The organism is Pontibacter sp. FD36 (genome assembly GCF_015686655.1).
In the GTDB taxonomy this organism is placed as follows: domain Bacteria; phylum Bacteroidota; class Bacteroidia; order Cytophagales; family Hymenobacteraceae; genus Pontibacter.
The window spans coordinates 167,808-188,295 of record NZ_JADPMP010000006.1 but is presented as its reverse complement, the minus strand read 5'-3'; the positions used below and the strand labels follow the sequence as shown (position 1 = coordinate 188,295).

At 51.6% G+C, this 20,488-nt stretch carries 15 protein-coding genes; 10 read left to right on the top strand and 5 right to left on the bottom strand.

Annotated features, from left to right (window positions below):
- Positions 1-5: 5 nt before the first annotated feature.
- From I0P70_RS10105 to I0P70_RS10085, 5 genes are read right to left on the bottom strand one after another with little or no spacing between them, the layout of a single operon-like run.
- On the bottom strand, positions 6-1,283 hold the full coding sequence (locus I0P70_RS10105) for a DUF4861 domain-containing protein (protein WP_196117316.1): 1,278 nt from the start codon (positions 1,281-1,283) through the stop codon (positions 6-8).
- Positions 1,284-1,300: 17 nt separating this feature from the next.
- Positions 1,301-2,791: a pectate lyase gene (locus I0P70_RS10100; protein ID WP_196117314.1), complete on the bottom strand. Its 1,491-nt coding sequence runs from the start codon at positions 2,789-2,791 to the stop codon at positions 1,301-1,303.
- Positions 2,792-2,850: 59 nt separating this feature from the next.
- On the bottom strand, positions 2,851-4,449 hold the full coding sequence (locus I0P70_RS10095) for a DUF5123 domain-containing protein (protein ID WP_196117312.1): 1,599 nt from the start codon (positions 4,447-4,449) through the stop codon (positions 2,851-2,853).
- Positions 4,450-4,484: 35 nt separating this feature from the next.
- Positions 4,485-6,296: a RagB/SusD family nutrient uptake outer membrane protein gene (locus I0P70_RS10090; RefSeq protein ID WP_196117310.1), complete on the bottom strand. Its 1,812-nt coding sequence runs from the start codon at positions 6,294-6,296 to the stop codon at positions 4,485-4,487.
- A 21-nt stretch (positions 6,297-6,317) separates the two neighbouring features.
- Positions 6,318-9,575 (bottom strand): TonB-dependent receptor, encoded by a 3,258-nt coding sequence (locus I0P70_RS10085; protein ID WP_230392109.1) that lies wholly within the window; start codon positions 9,573-9,575, stop codon positions 6,318-6,320.
- Between the two features lie 440 nt (positions 9,576-10,015).
- On the opposite strand from I0P70_RS10085, the gene kduI reads away from it, so the two are divergent.
- The 10 genes from kduI to I0P70_RS10035 all read left to right on the top strand — a co-directional run bounded on the left by kduI (position 10,016) and on the right by I0P70_RS10035 (position 20,446).
- Positions 10,016-10,855, top strand: a complete 840-nt coding sequence (gene kduI / locus I0P70_RS10080) for a 5-dehydro-4-deoxy-D-glucuronate isomerase (RefSeq protein WP_196117308.1) — start codon at positions 10,016-10,018, stop codon at positions 10,853-10,855.
- A gap of 7 nt (positions 10,856-10,862) precedes the next feature.
- Positions 10,863-11,651 (top strand): gluconate 5-dehydrogenase, encoded by a 789-nt coding sequence (locus I0P70_RS10075; protein WP_196117306.1) that lies wholly within the window; start codon positions 10,863-10,865, stop codon positions 11,649-11,651.
- A 36-nt stretch (positions 11,652-11,687) separates the two neighbouring features.
- A complete protein-coding gene (locus I0P70_RS10070) occupies positions 11,688-12,713 on the top strand; it encodes a LacI family DNA-binding transcriptional regulator (RefSeq protein WP_196117304.1) in 1,026 nt (341 codons plus the stop codon).
- A gap of 173 nt (positions 12,714-12,886) precedes the next feature.
- Positions 12,887-14,314: a tagaturonate reductase gene (locus I0P70_RS10065; protein WP_196117302.1), complete on the top strand. Its 1,428-nt coding sequence runs from the start codon at positions 12,887-12,889 to the stop codon at positions 14,312-14,314.
- 127 nt (positions 14,315-14,441) lie between these two features.
- Positions 14,442-15,875 (top strand): glucuronate isomerase, encoded by a 1,434-nt coding sequence (gene uxaC, locus I0P70_RS10060; protein WP_230392108.1) that lies wholly within the window; start codon positions 14,442-14,444, stop codon positions 15,873-15,875.
- A gap of 6 nt (positions 15,876-15,881) precedes the next feature.
- Entirely contained in the window at positions 15,882-16,901 is a 1,020-nt protein-coding gene (locus I0P70_RS10055) for a sugar kinase (protein WP_196117300.1), read from the top strand.
- Positions 16,891-17,556 (top strand): bifunctional 4-hydroxy-2-oxoglutarate aldolase/2-dehydro-3-deoxy-phosphogluconate aldolase, encoded by a 666-nt coding sequence (locus I0P70_RS10050; protein ID WP_196117298.1) that lies wholly within the window; start codon positions 16,891-16,893, stop codon positions 17,554-17,556. Before I0P70_RS10055 ends, I0P70_RS10050 begins: the two co-directional genes overlap by 11 nt.
- Complete coding sequence (locus I0P70_RS10045) at positions 17,556-18,617, top strand: TRAP transporter substrate-binding protein (RefSeq protein WP_196117544.1); 1,062 nt, start codon at positions 17,556-17,558, stop codon at positions 18,615-18,617. Before I0P70_RS10050 ends, I0P70_RS10045 begins: the two co-directional genes overlap by 1 nt.
- Before the next feature lie 12 nt (positions 18,618-18,629).
- Positions 18,630-19,124, top strand: coding sequence for a TRAP transporter small permease (locus I0P70_RS10040; RefSeq protein ID WP_196117296.1), 495 nt, complete (start codon positions 18,630-18,632; stop codon positions 19,122-19,124).
- Positions 19,125-19,147: 23 nt separating this feature from the next.
- Positions 19,148-20,446 carry a TRAP transporter large permease gene (locus tag I0P70_RS10035; RefSeq protein ID WP_196117294.1) on the top strand — a complete coding sequence of 433 codons (1,299 nt, stop codon included), beginning with the start codon at positions 19,148-19,150 and terminating at the stop codon, positions 20,444-20,446.
- The last annotated feature ends 42 nt before the right edge of the window (positions 20,447-20,488 follow it).

The following is a 20,488-nucleotide window of genomic DNA, read 5'->3' as shown; positions in this document are numbered from 1 at the left end:
ATTCTTTAAAACTTTACCTGCACCGGATTCGACAGCTCATGAGCTGTTCTGTCCAGGTACTGCAGGAAAGCGGCTTCATCTTTTATACCTTCCGGCTCCAGTTCCCAGGCAGCCAGGTAGTAGTACTCGAGCTTGTTGCCGCTTGGCTTCAGTTTCACCACATGACTGTGCTCATCAGTGGTAAACTCAATGAAGTCCTGCGGACGGAAAAGCACGGCTATACCCAGGTTATCGCCTTCGCCGTTCAGACTCTGCTTGCCGTAGGTGGCGATGTAGCCCCACTCACCGTTGCCGCCTTTTTTGGTATGCAGCTTGGCCCGCTTGTCTTTGATCAGACCGGTGGCCAGATTCTGTGGTTCGTCACCCGCTATACCTACCTGGTGGTGCGTCAGCCGGGTGCCGGCGTGTATGTTGATGTTGGAATTAATATTGAGGTTCATGTCGGCGATCTTCCAGCCGTAGTAGTTTGTCCGGATGGACGAGTAAACCGGCCCGTTTTCAGTGATCACGCTGATCATGCTGTCGGTTTCGGCCATGCGGTTGGCAGCTCCGTTGTGGAAGTGTGCCAGTGTGCCCACCCCCAGCGACTTGGCCACTTTGAGCACATCCATGCCCCAGTCCTGCAGTTCGTGGTACGAGTCATAACCGTCCTGCCCTGCTTTGTGCAGCACCATGTCGCGGGTGGTTTTGCCGAACACGTCGGTGCCATTGCGCCAGTCCAGGTAAAAGCGGTAGCCTACTTTGTCAGACTCCCAGCCCGGACCTTCATAGCGGATGAAGTATGAATGGTCGGTCACCTCGTCTGGTACCCGTAGCGAGTCCACATTCTGGAAGGTACCGCCGATGTACTTGCGGTCCTTGAACTCTCCGCCCACTTTATGCGATAGCTCTGCCTGCGTGCGCTTGGTGTAGTTACGGCTGGCTTCTCCGTTTTCCTTGTAGCGCACCGTCAGGGTGCGTGTCGCTTTGGGGGCCATTTTGTCAAGCACCAGGAAGACACCCGGCTTGTCGCCGTCTTTGTGATTGTACTGACTCGGCACCTCAGTCTTTCCATCCAGCACCACAAAAGCGCGGCTATTAAAATTCGGATACTTCTTCTGAAGCTCTTGAGCGTTCAGGTATACTGCGGCACTTTCACGCTCCAGACCAAGTGGGTTTGTCACCTTCACGGTGAAAGACTTCGGATACTCCTTGCGCAGGTCCTGAGCCGAAAGGTTGAGGCTTAGCATTACCGCAGCCAGCACGCATGCTCCTTTTTTCCACACCTTCATTCTGTTATTCATCTTCGCTGTTGTCGTCATTATTTCACCTGCTCTTTTATGATATCACTCACAAGACTGTTGATGTACACCTCGATATCGTCGTAGGCAGTGCTTAGATTTCTTTTGTCCTGCGGCTTACCCGGATCCAGTTTGTGGGCAATTTCCCAGTCGTCAGGTATTCCGTCACCGTCTGTGTCTTTCGGGGCAGGCTTTGATTTCAGCTCCGGCCAACCGCCCACATCCTCCTGCGAGTCGATGATGCCTTTGGTGCTGCCGTTAGAACCCGGCGCTGTGAACGAGTTGTTGCGCACATTGTCGATCACCCGTTGATCCACGGCGTCGCGCACCAGAGAGGCACCACCATAGGCCAGCACTCTTTCATAAGCAATCTCAGCCGTATGCGTGGTCACATTGTTGTTGATCGGATGTGGCGCGTCGAGTCGCATAGCGGCCATGTCGGTGGCAGAGACAGTGCCGTAGCTGCCATGAAACTGGTTGTACACGCCATAGCTCCAGTTGTCGTTCGTGGCGCGGGTACTGCCCTCCACCACATTGCCATCGATGTAGAACTTGCCCCAAATATCGTATACCTCCGTGCCGGGTATCTTATTTTTATCAATAGAGAAGATGCGCTCCTTTTTGGTCGTGACAGGTCCTGGCTTGTAGTAGTTGTTCACGATGTTGATGTTCATGGCTTCACCGCCATAGGCGCTGTTGTTTCCCCAGTTAAAGGTCACATTGTTGCGCATATCCACCAGGTCGGTCAGGGCAAAGGCTTTGCCGGCTTCCTCGCCGAAGCGCGGATTGCGGCTGTCGTGGTGGGCGAGCAGGTTGTGGTGAAATGAAGCGTTTTTGCCGCCCCATATACCACCGTAACCATGTGCTCCTTTTGCGTGGGCCGAGTTGCGCAGACTCTCTGAAATAATGCACCACTGCAAGGTAAAGTTTTCATTGGCGTAGAAGGAGACGCACTCGTCGGTTGACCAGCTCATGGAGCAGTGGTCGATGATGATGTTCTTGCGAAATCGCCCTTCCAGCGCGTCGGCTTCCTGTCCGGCCGCGTCTCCCATCCTGAAGCGCATAAAGCGAATGATCACGTTGTCAGCATTTACCACCACCGGATAGTTGCGGATCGTAATACCATCGCCCGGAGCGGTTTGCCCGGCTATGGTCAGGTCTCCGTTGCTGATGGTCAGCCTGGAGTTCAGAGCGATTGTACCGGATACTTCAAACACGATGATCCTCGCACCCGGCGTAGCAACTGCGGCCCGCAGACTGCCTGTACCCGAGTCATTCAGATTCGTCACTTTAATCACCTTGCCGCCTCGTCCGCCTGTCGCATCCTTTCCAAAGCCTTCAGCTCCAGGAAAAGCCAGTGCTTGCTCCACTACCGGAACAGGCCATTCGGCCGTAGGCTCTTCCACCTTTGGCTCGGGCTCAGGCTTGCTTTTGCAGGCCGCAAACGACAAGGAAAGTCCTAAGGCAGTCAGGCATACCCACAATCCTGTTTTGGAAGCACTTCGAGACATGGCAGGCTAGTGTTAAAGTTGGTGTGGCCTATTACAGGCCACACCTGTTTTTTTAATCATTATCTCCAGCGTGGATCACCGGCATTGTTACGGCCCTGGAAGCTATTATCTATCAGGGTAAAATCTCCGTTTCTTGGGTTTCTGAACAGATCGAAGGTAGAACCGCTGTAGGTTGACACACCTGGTATCTCGTTTGAATTCACCACCAGGTCAGACGTTACGTGGGTGCTGCCTGATTCTATCAGGGTGTTGCTGCCAGCCCGTATACCTGACACAGCCCTGTTGCCCCCGGCACTCTTCCCGATTCCGAAAATGGAGTTGTTCACTTTGATACCTCCGGTTACATCGTTGGAACCATAGTCGATCAGGTAGCGACCGCCTTCCGGCACTTCGCTGAAGGTGCTGTGCTCGATCAGAATAGATCTTGAAGGCGCCTTGCTGGTCATGAAGCGCTCTATCTTGTAGAAAGTACTGTTCTTAAAGACGATGTCTTTCACATCAACACCCGCATTATCTATCGTCAGCAAGGCATAGTTAGACAAACTGTCTACCACACTGTTCAGAATCTGAAACTTGTCTACTGTTGTGCCAGCACTCGTCAGGCGCACCAGGCCTCTGAAAATCTCGGCATGGCAAGACTCAAACTTGATCTTACCGATCGTGAAAGGCTTGTTCACGTTCATCACGTAGCGGCTTGAGTAGTTGTCGCTGCGCATGGCCACACTCTTAAATACCACCGAGTCGATCTGGCTGCCTTCCACAAAGTTGAAGTTGCTGGTGAAGTAGATCTCGGCTAGTTCCGGGTTGAAGCTGTTGGCACTCATAATAGTAACCGATCGGTCCAAGTTAGTAGTAGACGAGATCGTATAGCGTGTACCCCGCTTCAACAGCACCGTGCTGCCCGACGGTATCTGAGGCAGTGTGTCCTGCAGCACAGATGGACGGTTTGTAATACCCGTCAGGTCAATCACTTCTCCTGCAAAAGAAGCTGCTTTTGTAGTGAAGTTGCGTGTGCCTTTCGAAGAGTTGTTTCGGAAGATTTCAGCCGTATACGCCGTACTTGGACGGAGCCCCTCTATCAGTATTTGTCTCGCCTGAACGTCGGCTTCAGTAAGTGGCACTTCAATTGGGTTGCCGGCAGGTGCAGTTGGTGTTAGCACGATTCGGGTCAGCCCCGGTGACTCACGCCATTTCAGGATCACGGCATTCTCGATCACATCGGAATCAAACATGGCTTCGAAGATCTGCTCTCCTCTGATTCTGAACCGGTTACTCACCACCGGCTTGGACTCAGGTCTTTCCCCAAGCGCATTTGACCGGATGCGGGCATAGTAGTTGACTCTGGCGTCCAGTTGATCATCCGTGAAAACAACACCTGATGTGTCAGTCTGCACCGTGAGTAAAACTGGCGTTGCAAAGAGTGTATCCGCGGCCACCTCCACAGTGTAGGTCACACCGCTGCTGGCTGTCGTGTACAGCGATGGGTTCCAGGTAAGCTTCACCTGTTTCTCCCCGCTTACCGATTGTATCGCACCTGCCGGTGTGAACATGCGCATCGGTTCAAGTGAGTCCACTTCCTTTTTACAGGCCACAGTCACAAGCCCCAGCATCAGTACAGGAACCAGCGTACCGGATATTTTCTTTAAATATTCTTTCATCTCTTGATAGCTTAATTTCTTGATCTGATTAAAAATTAATATCCGTAGTCCTGCGTGAGCCTGAAGTTCTGGTTAAGCACACCAGAGTAGATCGGGAACAACTCAGACTGTCCTGGCTTGAAAGCAACCGCAAATTCCTGTGGATAGGTCTCGCTCAGTGCGGCACGCCAGTTCTTGCGGGTATAGCCCTCAGGAGTAGAGGTTGGCGCTGGAGTATACATCGCTTCTGATACAGAGCCTCCAAACAAATCCAGACCTGCCATCTCCTGGGCTACTGTTGGGCTGTTGCGGAACGGTGTCAGCTTCACGTACACGTAGTTCGGCACATTGGCGTACTTGCCTGTCCCGTTTCGGAATTCCACCAGTTTAGCGCGTGTCTGATTAATCACGCTCTCCAGCTGGTTCCAGCGAATCAGGTCATACTTGCGGATACCCTCACCACCGAACTCCAGGAAGCGCTCTTGCACCACCGCCTGGAAAAAGCCCTGCTGGTCGGTTGGCGTCACACCCATTCTGTCTTCATTTCCGGCAAAGGCTCTTCTTCTTACCGCTTCATAAGCAGCCACAGCTTCACCGCTCGGTGCCCCATTCAGTTCGTTATCGGCCTCAGCAAACATCAGCAGCACATCAGCATAGCGCAGAATCGGCCAGTTGATGCCCAGGGTCTGGTTCGTGCCGGTTATACCTGTCCAGTATTTTCTGAATTTACCGTCACGCATTAGTGTGGAGGTAGACAGGTCGATTTGATCATCTTTGTTGATGGAAAAATAGGCAATCGTAACATCCCTTCTGGAGTCCCCTACCGGGTCGAATTCATAAAAGTATGTCGGGATAGCTTCCAGCTGGCCGTTTGCCTGACCGTAGCTGGAACTGGCGTCTATGCGGAGACCATTTGAGTAACCCAGTTTACTGTCCGTTCTGGCATTTCCACCGTAAGCACCTGCCTCAAAAATACGCTCCCCTGTTGGGTCCATGGAGCTGGTGTGCAAACCGCGGAAGATGTTTTCGTAACTTGGGTTCAGACCATGCTGGCCGCTTTGTATAATGTCCCGGGTTTCGTCACGAGCAATTTGATAATAGTCTTTGTAATCAGCCCGGCGCTCCATGGCACGGCTATCTCTTCTGAGGGAGTAACCGCCACGAGCCAGCGCAAGGCGTGCTCGAAGGCCCTTCACAGCACCCTTCGTTACGCGGGTACTCGGATCGCCCGACTCTGAACGCCATGGCACCAGCTCGGAAGCCAGTTTCAGATCGTCCAGCAAACGGTCATAGATCTCATCGCGGTCAGTCTTTGGTAGGTTGAGATCCGGAATATCAGCAGAAGGCTCAAACTGTGCCGGCACATCACCCCAGTTGCGGATCAGCTCGTGGTAGAAAACAGCACGAAGCGTGAGTGCCTCACCGTGTAGCTTTCGCATGGCTGCCTGCTCGGCTGCTGTACCGTTGGTATACAGGTTAGAGGCAGGTATATACTTGATGGCAATATTGGCTCTTTCTATACCTGAGTAGAGCTCCAGAAAGGGTCTGAAGAGCTCCGTGTTATCCGGATGCACCCCGAAGCCACTGATGCCTCTTCGATCAAGCGGGTTGTAGGCACCGCCCACTCTGAAGTCATCGGAAGCATTTGGGTATAGTGTAGAGATGCGGCTGCCATAGGTGTTGTCGCCCATCAGCCTGTTGTAAATGCTGATAACGGCGGAGTTAGTATAGGATACACTGGAAAACACGGCGTCCTGCGAAATAGTAGAAGGGTTCTCCACATCCAGATAACTTTCACAGGATGTAAATGTCAGGCTTCCCCCCATGGCAAGGAACAGAACAAGTGACTTTATATAAGACTTTTTCATCTTTGCTAATGCTTTAATATTCTAGAAAGTAACATTTACACCACCCAGTATGAAGCGGCTACGCGGATAAGCAGCGTAGTCTACACTCGGCGTAAGCGGGTTGCCGCGACGGGTGTTCGCCTCCGGGTCGTAGCCAGAGTAGCCCGTAATGGTGAGCAGGTTGTTTACAGTGCCATACACGCGGAACTTGGAAATAAAACCTGTGCGCTTCAACAGACTTTCAGGCAATGAATAACCCAGTGTCAGGTTGCTGATGCGCAGGAAAGAGCCGTCTTCAATAGCGAATGAGTGCAGGAAGTACTGGCCACCGGCCGGAGTCCAGTACTTGGCATCCTGGTTCATTTCGGCAAGCTGCTCTGGATTGGTTACCAATTGACCGGCATCGTCATACCACTGCCATCTGTCGTTCATCAGGCTCAGCATGTTGTTGTCGCGGTACAGGTACTGGGTCGTGAACTCTACTTTGTTGGCATTGTACACCTTGTTGCCATAAGAGAAGTTCATAAAGATGCTCATGTCGAAGCCTTTATAAGCAAACTGCTGGTTAAAGCCACCGATGAACTTTGGCTGGGCATTGCCTAGCACGGTTCTGTCTTCTGTCGTGATCAGCATGTTGCCATTGTCAGACAGTTTTTTCAGTTTCAGGTCACCTGGCTGCGGGGCTCTGTTGCCCAGCGCAACAGCACGGCTGTCCGGCACATTTTCTTTCAAGGTATAGGTCCAGGCTCCGGTCGCTTCGTTAAAGGTATGATTGAAGTCATCCAGGGTATAGTAACCGTCGGTAACGTAGCCATAGTACTGGCCAACTGGCTGGCCAACCTGCACAATAAAGTCCTGTAGGCTATTTACCCAGCCAGACTCTACGAGGTATGAGTTACGCGGCGTTCCGCTTGGGTCAAGACCCAGACTCACAATCTTGTTTCTATTGAAAGCGATGTTGAAGTTAGAAGACCAGGTAAAGTCCCTGGTGTCTACCACGATGCCGTTCAGCTGTACTTCCAGACCCTTGTTCTCTGTCTCACCGATGTTCTGGAACTGCCACTCGTAACCACTGGTCTGCGGAATGTTGGCGCGAAGCAACAGGTCTCTGGTGCTGTTCTTGTACAAGTCGATGGAGGCGCTGATGCGGTTGTTGAGCATAGAGAAGTCAAAGCCCAGGTTTCTGGACAATGTAGTCTCCCACTTCAGGTTTGAGTTAGCCAGGTCATTGGCAGCAAATCCAGGCGTGATCGCCTCGTTGAAGGCATACCCATCGTTGCCGGATGCCACGAACATGGTTTTCCAAAGGTCAACTCCTACCCGGTTGTTGCCTACTTCACCGATACTGGCTCTTATCTTTAGGTCAGACAGCCATTTCTGAGAAAAGGCCATGAAATTTTCCTCGCCAATGTGCCAGGCAACAGACGCTGATGGGAAATAACCCACTCTGTTCTCAGGTGAGAACAGCGAAGAAGCATCACGGCGGAGGTTGAATACAGCGCGGTACTTGTCGTTGAAGCTGTAGCTCAGACGACCAAAGTAAGAAAGAAGTCTTTCGGAGGATTCAGCAGTGGTGGGAGCGTCCTGAATAAGACCTGCCGGAGGGGTTGCTTTCTGTATACCTGCAAAGGCCTGCTCTGGTGTGATATCAACTGGCAACCACTTTGTAGTAATGTTGCGGTTAGAAGTTTCGCGCTGCCAGATCTCCTGTCCGATCAGGGCGTCAAACTTGTGCGCGTCTGCTACGGTGAAGCGGTAGTTCAGCGTGTTGGAGTTTGTAATTGAAAGTGCCTCACCTGCCTGCAACTGCACCACTGGCATGCCAGCGTTCTGACGCGCTATACCTGTTACCGGACCATTGAAGATGTTCACATCACGGTTGTTCGACGTGATACCGAACACGCTTCTGGCCGTCAGGTTTTTGATGATGTCAAAGCTCGCCCAGCCATTCAACAACAGGTCGTTACGATAGTCATGCTTCAACTCCTGATTGGCCAGTAATACCGGGCTGGTCAGGTTGGTTTGGTTCGCAAACTCCGGATCAAATTCGTCGATCACATTTTCCTGGCCTGGGGCGACAAATGGTCTGAAACGAACTGAGTTTCTGAGTCTATTCGTGCTTTGAGAGCCTGTGCTGGAAGTACCCACGCCATCAATTCGCTGGCGGCTGTAGCGGCTGTTCACCCCTACTTTCAGGCGGTCGCTAATTTTGTGATCAAACTTAAAAGAGGCCAGTGTTCTCACGAAGCCCGAGTTCAGCATGATTCCATCTTCGTCGGTATGGTTCAGCGTTACATTAAAGGTGGTGGTTTTAGAGCCACCCGATACGCCTACAATGTGTGTCTGGCTATATGCGTCACGTCCGAATACTTCATCCTGCCAGTCAGTAAAAGGCATGTTACGGTAAATATCGATATCCTCGTAGCGACCATAGCGCGTCACGAAGTTATCACGGGTTTCCTGGTTCGTGTTGAAGTTGTAGATCTGGTACTGGTACTTTACGAAATCATAAGGATTCATCACATCCAGCTTATTCACAATGCTGCGAACACCGGCAAAACCGTTGTAAGTCACCTGCGTCGGCATTTCCACACCGCCCTTGGTTGTGATCAACACGACGCCGTTGGCACCTCGGGCACCGTAGATTGCCGTAGAAGCCGCATCTTTCAACACGTCAATCGTTTCGATCTCCTGAGGCGAAAGTACAGAGAGCGCATTCTCCATCTGGATACCGTCTACTATATATAAAGGAGAGTTGTCCTGCGTAATGGAACCACCGCCCCGCACCCTGATCTGGATCTCAGCACCAGGCTGCCCTTCAGACGTTGTCACCTGCACACCTGCCAATCGACCGGCAAGTGCCTCAGCTGCCGTACTCACAGGTATATCGCTTAGCTGCTTGGCACCGACAGACGAAACAGAGCCCGTCAGTTCTTTGCGCGACACCTCCTGGTAACCAATCACCACCACTTCCTCCAGTGCTTTCGCGTCTGGCTGAAGCCTCACGTCTACTGTGCTGCGATTGCCAATCTGCACTTCCTGCGACTGGTAACCGATAAAGCGAAATACCAGCACACCGTCACCACTCGGAGCAACCAGCTTGTAGCTACCTTCCACATCCGTAGGCGCTGCTACCGAAGTACCCTTCACGAGGACGGTCACCCCTGGCAACCCCTCCCCTTTCTCATCCACTACTTTGCCCGTAACATTAAAGCCCTGGGCAAACGCGCCGGCAAAGGCGGCGAAGACAAACGATACCGTGAGCAGGTATTTCATCTTCTTTAGTAAAACATGTTGCATAGGTATAGATTAGTTTGTTATAATAAGGACTATTTTTATTCTTCAGGTTTAAAACCTTGTGCATGTATTTTCACTTCGCAGCTGGCTGAACTTAAATTCCAGGAAGAGCAGCTTTATTGCACTACACCAACCTAAACTTCTGCCTTGCTTGCACAAATAATTTGCGCAACCGATTGCATTTTAATAACTCTCCTCAAAAAAAACAATAAAAAGTTCTTTTATTTTTCAAATAATCATTTTTTAACAACCTTGTTTAAACATTTTTAAAAATTACCTAATAATTCAGCCAATTCATTGACATTTTAAAACAACCCTTCTCAAATCTAATTCTCATCTCACTAACATATACAGCAGATAATTTTTCTGAATTATTTATTGTTGTGTAAAAAATTTCACTACTTTGCGCAAACGATTACGCAAATTGAGAGTATAAAATAGCCATGAGCATATCCTATACAGTAAGACACGCCACCCACCCAACCGACAGCCGGAACTATGACACAGCAAAGCTGCGCGAGCACTTCCTGATCGAAAAATTGTTTGAAGCGGACACCGTGCACGCCACCTATACCTTGCATGACAGATTGGTGGTGGGAGGCGCCCATCCAGTGGAGCAGCCTTTGAAGCTGGAAACTTTCCCGACACTGCGTTCTGAGCACTTTCTGGATCGCCGGGAGCTGGGCATTATCAATGTTGGAGCGGCAGGAAGTGTAACCGTGGATGGAGAGACATACGAACTGGCACCAAAAGAGGCCCTTTATATAGGAAGAGGCGCCAAGGAAATTTACTTTAACACAAGTGAAAACGGGAAGGCCCTTTACTACTTTAACTCTGCCCCTGCGCACCACGCTTACCCTACCCGCAAAGTGTCGCTGAGCGAAGCCGAGACGGTAGAGCTGGGCGCACTGGAGAATTCGAATCACCGCATCATCCGCAAAGTGCTTATTAATAGTGTGGTCGAAACCTGCCAGTTGCAGATGGGCATTACAGAGTTGCAGCCAGGCAGCGTGTGGAACACCATGCCGGCGCATACCCACGACCGGCGCATGGAGGCATACTTCTACTTTGAATTGCCGGAAGACCAGGCCGTGTGCCACTTCATGGGTGAGCCGGAAGAGACGCGCCACCTTTGGGTGAAGAACAACCAGGCTATCATTTCCCCACCGTGGTCTATCCACAGCGGTGCCGGTACCAGCAACTACACCTTTATATGGGGGATGGCCGGGGAGAACCTGGATTACAACGACATGGACAAAGTAGCACCCATTGACCTGAAATAAGACGAGTATGAACGCACTGTTTGACCTGAACGGACAAGTTGCCCTGATTACCGGTGCCACCCATGGCTTAGGTATGGCCATGGCCACTGCAATAGGCAAGGCCGGTGCCACCCTGGTAATAAACGGCAACACGCCCGCCAGGATGGAAGCCGCCCTGAAAAGCTATGCAGCAGATGGACTGAAAGCCTATGGCTACTTGTTTGACGTTACAAACGCAGAGCAGGTAAAGCAAAACATTGCACAAATAGAACAGGAAGTCGGCCCGATCAACATCCTGGTAAACAACGCGGGCATTATCAAACGAATACCTGCGCTGGAGATGGACGAGGCAGACTTCCGGCAGGTGCTGGATGTGGACCTGACGGCCCCTTTCATTGTTTCGAAGCACGTGGCCAGGTTTATGGTGGAGCGCCGTCAGGGCAAGATCATCAACATCTGCTCTATGATGAGCGAACTGGGTCGTGACACGGTTTCAGCCTATGCGGCAGCTAAAGGTGGTCTGAAGATGCTGACACGCAACCTCGCTACCGAATGGGCCAGGTATAACATACAGGTGAACGGCATCGGCCCCGGCTATTTTGCGACAGAGCAGACAGCTCCGATCCGTGTGGACGGGCATCCGTTTAATGATTTTATTGTGCGCAGGACGCCAGCCGGTCGCTGGGGAGATCCGGAAGATCTGGGCGGAACGGCAGTTTTTCTGTCCAGTAGGGCAAGTGATTTTATAAATGGCCAGATTATTTATGTAGATGGTGGTATATTAGCAACCATCGGTAAACCGGCCAACGAACAGTAGGGCACCGGTATCCGGTAAAAGCTCTAAGAGACAGATATGTCAACAAAGACGAAAGTAACGATACATGATATTGCGGAGAAGCTGAACATTACGGCTTCTACTGTGTCGCGTGCGCTTAATGATAACCCGCGCATCAGCGACGCCACCAAAAAGGCGGTACTGAAAGCCGCCAAGCAGCTGAACTATCAGCCGAACAATATTGCAGCGGCCCTGCGCCATGGCAAGAGTTACATCATTGGTGTGATCGTGCCAACGGCTGACCGCTTCTTCTTCGCCTCCGTGGTACGCGGCATCGAAGAAATCGCCAACAACCTGAATTACAAGGTGATCATCTGCCAGTCGTATGACAACTACGAGAAGGAGGTACAGACGATTGAGGCCTTACTGAATGCACGGGTAGACGGCATCATCGCCTCTATTGGCAAGAACACCGAGAACTTCGACCATTTTAAAAAGGTGCAATCGAAAGGTATACCGTTGGTGCTGTTTGACCGCACCACCGACGAACTGGAAGTAAGTCAGGTGATGATCGATGACTACCTGGGCGCCTATAAAACAGTGGAACACCTGATCCAGCAGGACTGCAGGCGCATTGCGCACTTCACCAGTCCGAAGAAGGTGAGCGTTTTTAAAGAGCGCCTTCGAGGGTACATGGATGCCCTGCGTGACTACGAGATACCCTATGACGAGCAATTGGTGATCAAAAGCGATTTGCAGCTGGAAGACGGCAGAGAGAGCATGAAAAAGTTACTCAAACTGAAGCAAAGCCCGGATGCCGTTTTCTCAGCCAGTGACTATGCTGCCATGGGCGCCATGCAGGTGCTGAAGGAGCGTGGTATTCAGATTCCGCAGGAGGTGGCACTGGCCGGATTCAGTAACGAACCTTTTACCTCGTTCACCGACCCACCACTCACTACTGTGGATCAGCGAAGCATCAAGATGGGCAATATCACGGCGGAGCTCTTCTTTGAGCATTTCAAGGACGGGGAGAAAGGCATTGTGTCGCAGAAGACCGTGCTGAAACCTGAACTGATCATCCGGAAGTCGACGCTGCGCAAGTAGCAGGAGCTGCCGGAAGCCAAACACAAGCCGCTGTAAAAGGCGGCTGTTTTTTAGAAGCAAAATACAATCGATTGCACAGTTTTCAATAAAATACCGTGCTCTCAGGATTGTCAGAAATATCAAATACAATTTTAAAACAACAGGGGCTTATACCTATTCAAAATCAGATCATTATGAAGCAGCTCAACCGTCGTACAGCCAGTTTGCCGCAGCGGCACCCGGTGAAGGTATTGCAATTCGGCGAAGGTAATTTTCTTCGTGGTTTTGTAGACTGGATCATCGACTTGCTCAACGAGCGCACCAATTTCGATGGCCAGGTACAGATCGTACAGCCACTGGATAAAGGGATCGTGCATCTGCTCCAACATCAGGAGGGGCTGTACCATGTTTTGCTGGAAGGAATACAGGGTGGCGAAACGACCCGAGAGCTGCGTCTGATCAGCTGTATCGCGGATGCCACCAACCCATACGAGAACTACAAGGCATACCTGGCCCTTGCTGAAAATCCGGACCTGCAGTTTGTCATTTCCAACACCACAGAGGCAGGTATCGCTTTCGATGAAGCAGATACAGGTATGGAAAGTTTGCCTAACAGTTTCCCAGGTAAGCTAACGGCTTTGCTTTATCACCGCTTCCATCATTTTGAAGGCGCTGCCGATAAAGGGCTATACCTGATCCCATGTGAGCTCATCGAGAAAAACGGGGAGGCCCTGCGCGACTCTATACTAGCATACGCGAAGCACTGGAACCTTCCGGCCGATTTCGCCGTCTGGATCGAGCAGCACAATCATTTCTGCAACACGCTGGTAGACCGTATTGTGCCGGGCTTCCCGAAGGACAACATTCAGGAGATACAGCAGGAGATTGGCTACCACGACAACCTGGTTGTGAAGGCCGAACCATTCCACCTGTGGGTAATTGAGGCACCGGAAGCTGTGAGAGCTGCCTTCCTGGCTAACGAAGCAGGTTTGCAGGTGAAATTCGTAGAGGACCTCACCCCTTACCGCACCCGCAAAGTACGAATCCTGAACGGAGCACATACCGCGCTTGTGCCAGTAGCCTACTTGCAGGGACTACGCACCGTGCGCGACGCCATAGAAGACGAAAAAGCCGGTGATTTTATCCGCAGAGCCATCTTTGAAGAGATCATCCCGACACTTGACCTGCCGCAGGAAGAACTGGAGCAGTTTGCCAACGATGTGATCGAGCGTTTCCAGAACCCGTTCATCCGCCACGAACTGATCAGCATCGCCCTCAACTCGGTATCGAAGTACAAGGTGCGTGTGCTGCCGTCAGTGCTGGAGTACTACCAGCGCAAAGGTGAGTTACCGAAACGACTGCTGCAATCGCTGGCGGCACTTATTCTTTTCTACAAAGGCGAGTGGAACGGCGAAAGCATTCCGTTGAACGACACACCGGAAGTTCTGGCTTTCTTTGTAAAGACCTGGCAGCAGGAATCTGCTGACGAAGTGGTAACTGCCGTGCTGAGCAACAAAGACTTCTGGGATACTGACCTGACCCTAATCCCAGGACTAGCAGACTTAGTAACAGCAGAACTGGAGGCCTTGCTACTAGCCGAGAAACAGGCAAACATAGCCTAGCAATGCCAGGTATAGCCCGGCTATACTTGCATCAGATAAAGCTATACTTCATTTTTTCTGAAGGCCTCTGAACCAGGCATCTAATTATACATTTGACTTTACCAGGCGCATTGCCTACACCATACCCATGCGAAACACAATTACGGACACTTACACCATTACCCCATTTCTGGACGAGAATTTCCTGTTGCAGACAGAGACGGCACGTAGGCTATACCATGAGCATGCCAAAGACATGCCCATCATTGACTACCACTGCCACCTGTCGCCGCAGGACATTGCCAACGACCGCAAGTTTAAAAACCTGACGCAGATTTGGCTTGAAGGTGACCACTATAAGTGGCGTGCGATGCGTACCAACGGAATACCAGAGCGCTTCTGCACTGGCGATGCCGATGATTATGCCAAATTTGAGAAGTGGGCCGAAACCGTGCCTTATACCATGCGAAACCCACTTTACCACTGGACGCACATGGAACTCAAGCGTCCGTTCGGTATTGAGACCATCCTCAAGCCAGAGACTGCTCGCGAGATTTACGACGCCTGCACCGACATGCTGCAAACTGACGAGTACAGCGTGCGTGGCATCCTCAAAAAGATGAACGTGGAGATCATCTGCACCACCGACGATCCAATCGACACGCTGGAGCACCACCAGAAGGTAAAAGCTGACAACTGTGGCATACAGGTACTGCCGGCCTTCCGCGCCGACAAAGTATTGGCTATTGACGATGAAGCTGTGTTTCTGCCATACCTGCAGAAACTGGCTGAGGCGGCAGGTATAGCCATTGACAATTACCAGGGCTTGCTGGACGCGCTGCAGCAGCGCCACGACTTTTTCCACGAGAATGGCTGCCGTCTCTCCGACCACGGTTTGGAGACGATCTACGCAGAAGCCTATACCGAACAGGAGGTAACAACCATCTTCCAAAAAGCATTGCAGAAGCAGTCGCTCACGAAGGAGGAAGTGCTCAAATTCAAATCAGCTATGCTGATGCAGCTGGCCTTGATGGACCACGCTAAGAACTGGACACAGCAGTTCCATCTTGGTGCGCTACGCAACAATAACACCCGTATGATGCGTGAACTCGGCCCGGATACCGGTTTCGACTCTATAGGCGACTTTGACGTGGCCCGTCCACTGGCGAAGTTCATGGACAAGCTGGACAACTCGAACCAATTGGCTAAGACGATCCTGTACAACCTGAACCCGAGCCAGAACGAGCTATACGCTACCATGATTGGCAACTTCAACGACGGCAGCACGCCGGGCAAGATCCAGTACGGTTCGGCCTGGTGGTTCCTCGATCAGAAAGACGGTATGGAACGCCAACTGAACGCCCTGAGCAACATGGGCCTGTTGAGCCGATTTGTAGGTATGCTCACCGACTCCAGAAGCTTCCTTTCTTACCCACGTCACGAGTATTTCAGAAGAATCCTGTGCAACATGATCGGCAACGATGTGGAGAACGGTGAGCTTCCAGCCAGCGAAATGGCCTGGTTAGGCCAAATGGTGGAGGATATCTGCTACAACAACGCAAAGTCATACTTTAACTTCTAATCAGGTATGGGCAAGGTACTTTCTTTTGGCGAGTTGCTCCTCCGGATATGCCCTGACGAAGGCGGACAGTGGCTGCAGGAAAACAAGCTCCCCTTTTATGTGGGCGGCGCTGAGGCCAATGTGGCAACAGCACTGGCCCTTTGGGACGTTCCTTCTGCCTACCTGACTGCCCTGCCCGACAACTTTGTGGCTGAGCAGCTTGTTGGCTACCTCAACAGCAAACAGGTACAGACCGATAGCATCGTATACCTGGGCAACCGGGTTGGCCTGTATTACCTGCCCAAAGGAAAGGACCTGAAGAATGCCGGTGTGATCTACGACCGCGCCGGCTCAGCTTACGCAGACCTGAAGCCGGGCCTTATCGATTGGGACACAGTGTTCGAGGGGGTTGACTGGTTTCATTTCAGCGCCATCTGCCCGGCTATTAACCAGTCGGTAGCTGATGTGTGCGAAGAGGCCCTGAAAGTAGCAGCGCAGAAGAACATCACCATTTCCCTGGACCTGAACTACCGCGCCAAGCTCTGGCAGTACGGCAAAGATCCGGTGGAAATAATGCCTGCTCTGGCCCAATACTGCGACCTGATCATGGGCAATATCTGGGCGGCCAATAAAATGCTGGGTATATCTTTGGATGAAGAACTCATCGCTAACCTGAGCAAGGAGGCCCTGCAGGAGCACGCAGAGGCAACATCTAAAGCCATTCTGGAGAAATTTCCGAAGTGCCGCACGGTTGCCAATACATTCCGATTTGATTATCAGCAAGGTATTCGATATTTTACTACCCTGTTCGAAGCGGGCACACTGTATACCTCGCACGAATATCAGGTAGAACAGATCCTGGACAAGGTGGGAAGTGGCGATTGTTTTATGGCAGGCCTGATCTATGGTTTCTACCACCAGCTCCCTCCTTCCGAAACGCTTGAGTTCGCTACAGCCGCCGCCTTCAAAAAACTGTTTATTCCGAGTGATGCCACAACCAGCACGGTTGCGGAGATCCAAGAAACGATTTCAGCTTATGCAAACTAAAGAGAGTGCCCTACAAGCCATTCTGGACCAGGGTCTGCTGCCCCTGTTTTTCTATGAAAACCCCGAGGTGAGCCTGGAGGTTGTAAAGACCTTGTATCAGGCTGGCATCCGGACGCTGGAGTATACCAACAGAGGGCCGGCAGCACTGGAAAACTTTAAATACCTGAAGCAGGAGCTCGGCCAGGTATACCCAGACCTGCACCTGGGTATAGGCACTATCAAAACAACTGCGGAGGCACAGGCTTTCATTGAGGCAGGTGCTGACTATATTGTTTGCCCCATCGTGAACCCGGCAGTGGGTGACCTGACACATGAAGCAGGATTGCTGTGGATACCGGGCTGCTTTACACCGACAGAGATTCACACAGCTCAGCAACACCAGGCGGCGCTCATCAAGATCTTCCCAGCCAATGTGCTGGGTCCAGGCTATGTGTCGTCCATCAAAGAGCTCTTTGCCGGACAGCTGTTTATGCCAACTGGCGGTGTGGAGATCGACCAGGAAAACATCAGCACCTGGTTTAAATCAGGAGTTTGCGCAGTAGGCATGGGCTCGAAGATGATCAGCAAAGACATTCTGGAAAACAGAGACTACACCAGGCTGGAGGAGCTGACGAAACAAGCTATTGAGATCGTGAAAACAGTCAGGAGGAAATGATGAAACAGTTGTATCTATACCTTCTCTCCCGCTTCGCTTATAGGTATAAGCGTTTCGCATATTGTGCTTCTCTCCTAGCCATACTGCTTATTACCAACTCCTGCCAGAAAATAAGCAAAACCACCGAAGTAAAATTAGCCCATACCCTTGAGGTAACACACCCGGTACACAAAGCCATGGTGTATATGGCCGAACGGGTGAAAGAGAAATCAGGTGGCAAGATGACGATCGACATCTACCCGAGCTCCCAGCTTGGCAGCGAACGCGAAAGCATCGAGCTCCTGCAGATCGGCAGCATCGGCATGACAAAGGTGTCGGCCGCTGTGATGGAAAGCTTTTCCCCTAACTTCAAAGCATTGAGCCTCCCTTATGTCTTCCGGGACAAAGCGCATTATTATGATGTGCTGGACGGCGGCATTGGCGACGATCTACTGAAAGAAGGCGAGAAATACTGGTTGCGGGGCCTTTGCTTCTACGACGCCGGCAGCCGCAGCTTTTACAGCACCAAAAAACCGATTGATTCCCCAGCCGACCTGCGCGGCATGACCATCCGGGTACAGGCCAGTAACACCGCCTTCGGTATGATCAAAAGCTTTGGTGGAGCTGCTTCGCCCGTATCGTGGGGAGAACTTTACACAGCCCTGCAGCAAGGCGTGGTAGACGGTGCAGAGAACAATCCGCCGAGCTTTTACCTGTCGCGCCACTACGAAGTAAGCAAATTCTACTCCCTGAACGAGCACACCATGATCCCGGACATTTTGCTGATCAGCACCGTGGTTTGGGAAAGCCTGACGCCACAGGAACAGCAGTGGCTGCAGGAGGCTGCAGAGGAATCGGCCCAGGTACAGCGTGAACTTTGGGAAGAAGCTGAAATAGAAGCCCTGCAGGCAATAAGAGACGCTGGCGTAACGGTGAGCACACCAGATAAGGCTCCTTTTGCCAAACTAGTGGAGCCCATGTACGAGAGCTTCAAAGCTGAACCGGAGGTATACAGCCTGATCCAGCGCATCCGCCAGACGGGCAATCAAAAAGAGGCTATTGTAACTGCAACAAAACCTTAAAAACCAGAACCTATGAAAATCAGGGAAAAAGTTGATAAAGCCTTATTCTGGTCACTCGTGGTGCTGATGGGTCTGATGGTGCTGAACGTATTGTGGCAGGTCGCTTCCAGATACTTATTCAAGTCCCCAAGCTCTTTCACAGATGAACTCGCCCGCTTCATTTTGATCTGGGTCGGTCTGCTAGGCGCCAGCTACGTGACAGGCAAAAAAATGCACCTGGCCATCGATATTCTCCCCTCAAAGATGCACGGCAGGAAAGCCCGGAACCTGAGCATCTTCACGAATGTGGTAGTTGCCCTGTTCTCTTTCCTAGTGCTGGTATGGGGTGGTATTAAGCTGGTCTACATCACCCTGAAACTGGAGCAGACATCCGCAGCCCTTAACATCCCGCTAGGTTATGTGTACACGGTGCTGCCTTTGAGTGGACTGCTGATCGTGTACTACAGTCTGGTGAACCTGCGCCTGCAGGGTGAAGAGCCGGAAGAAATTGGAAAAGAGTTGGCTTAGCAACATATTTATAACAGGAGCTTATGGAATTTCTTGAGATCATCGTACTGATTGTCAGCTTTATTTTCCTACTGATCATCGGTGTACCCATTGCCTTTTCCATTGGTATCTCAGCGCTGCTCACCATGCTGGTCAGCATTGCACCGGTACCTGCCTTCACCACTCTGGCACAGCGCCTGGCCACCGGCCTCGACAGCTTTGCTCTCCTGGCTATACCTTTCTTTATCCTGGCTGGCCAGTTGATGAACCGGGGCGGTATCGCTACCCGCCTTATCGACTTTGCCAAAAGTCTGGTCGGTACCCTACCCGGCGGACTCGCCTATGTAAACATTGTGGCTAACATGCTATTTGGCGCTATTTCAGGGTCTGCTGTAGCGGCGGCTTCGGCTATTGGTGGTATCATGAACCCACGCATGGTCAAAGAGGGTTACTCCCGTCCTTTTAGTGCTGCCGTAAACATTACCTCAGCCACCACAGGCATGATCATTCCCCCAAGCAATATCCTGATCGTATATTCGCTGGCCAGTGGTGGTGTGTCGATTGCCGCACTTTTTGTGGCGGGTTATGTACCAGGCATTCTGCTAGGCTTGTCGCTTGTAGGTGTAGCCGGGTTTATGGCTTACAAAAACAAATACCCGGTAGGCGATCGCATTCCGCTTAGTATAGTTTTCAAGAAACTGATCGATGCACTGCCAAGCCTGTTCCTGCTCTTTATTGTGATCGGCGGTATTATAGCCGGAATTTTTACCGCTACCGAGGCCTCGGCCATTGCGGTGCTCTACACGGTGGTGCTGTCGATGGTGGTGTACCGTGAAGTAAAAGTAGCTGACCTGCCGGACATCCTGATCACAACAGTGATCACGACAGCTATTGTGATGCTGCTGATCGGTACTTCGATGGGCATGTCCTGGGTGATGTCGTTTGAGAACATTCCGCAGGCCGTAAGTGAGGCCCTGCTTTCCATCAGCGATAACAAGATCGTCATTCTGGTCATCATTAACCTGATCCTACTGTTCGTGGGAATTTTCATGGACATGACACCGGCTGTACTCATCTTCACGCCGATCTTCCTGCCAGTCGTAACAGCCTTGGGCGTTCATCCGGTACACTTCGGCATCCTGATGGTGTTCAACCTCTGCATCGGCCTTTGCACGCCACCGGTTGGTTCGGTGCTCTTCGTGGGCTGCGGTGTGGCTAATATCAGTATCAGCAAAGTAATCAAACCGCTGGTGCCGCTCTTCGTAGCCATGTTGGTAGCCCTGCTGCTGGTCACCTATGTGCCGGCCCTTAGCCTCTGGCTGCCGGAGGTATTCGGGTTGTAATCAGCAAGCCCAAAAAGTTGGCTTCGTTACGCCGCACAAGGT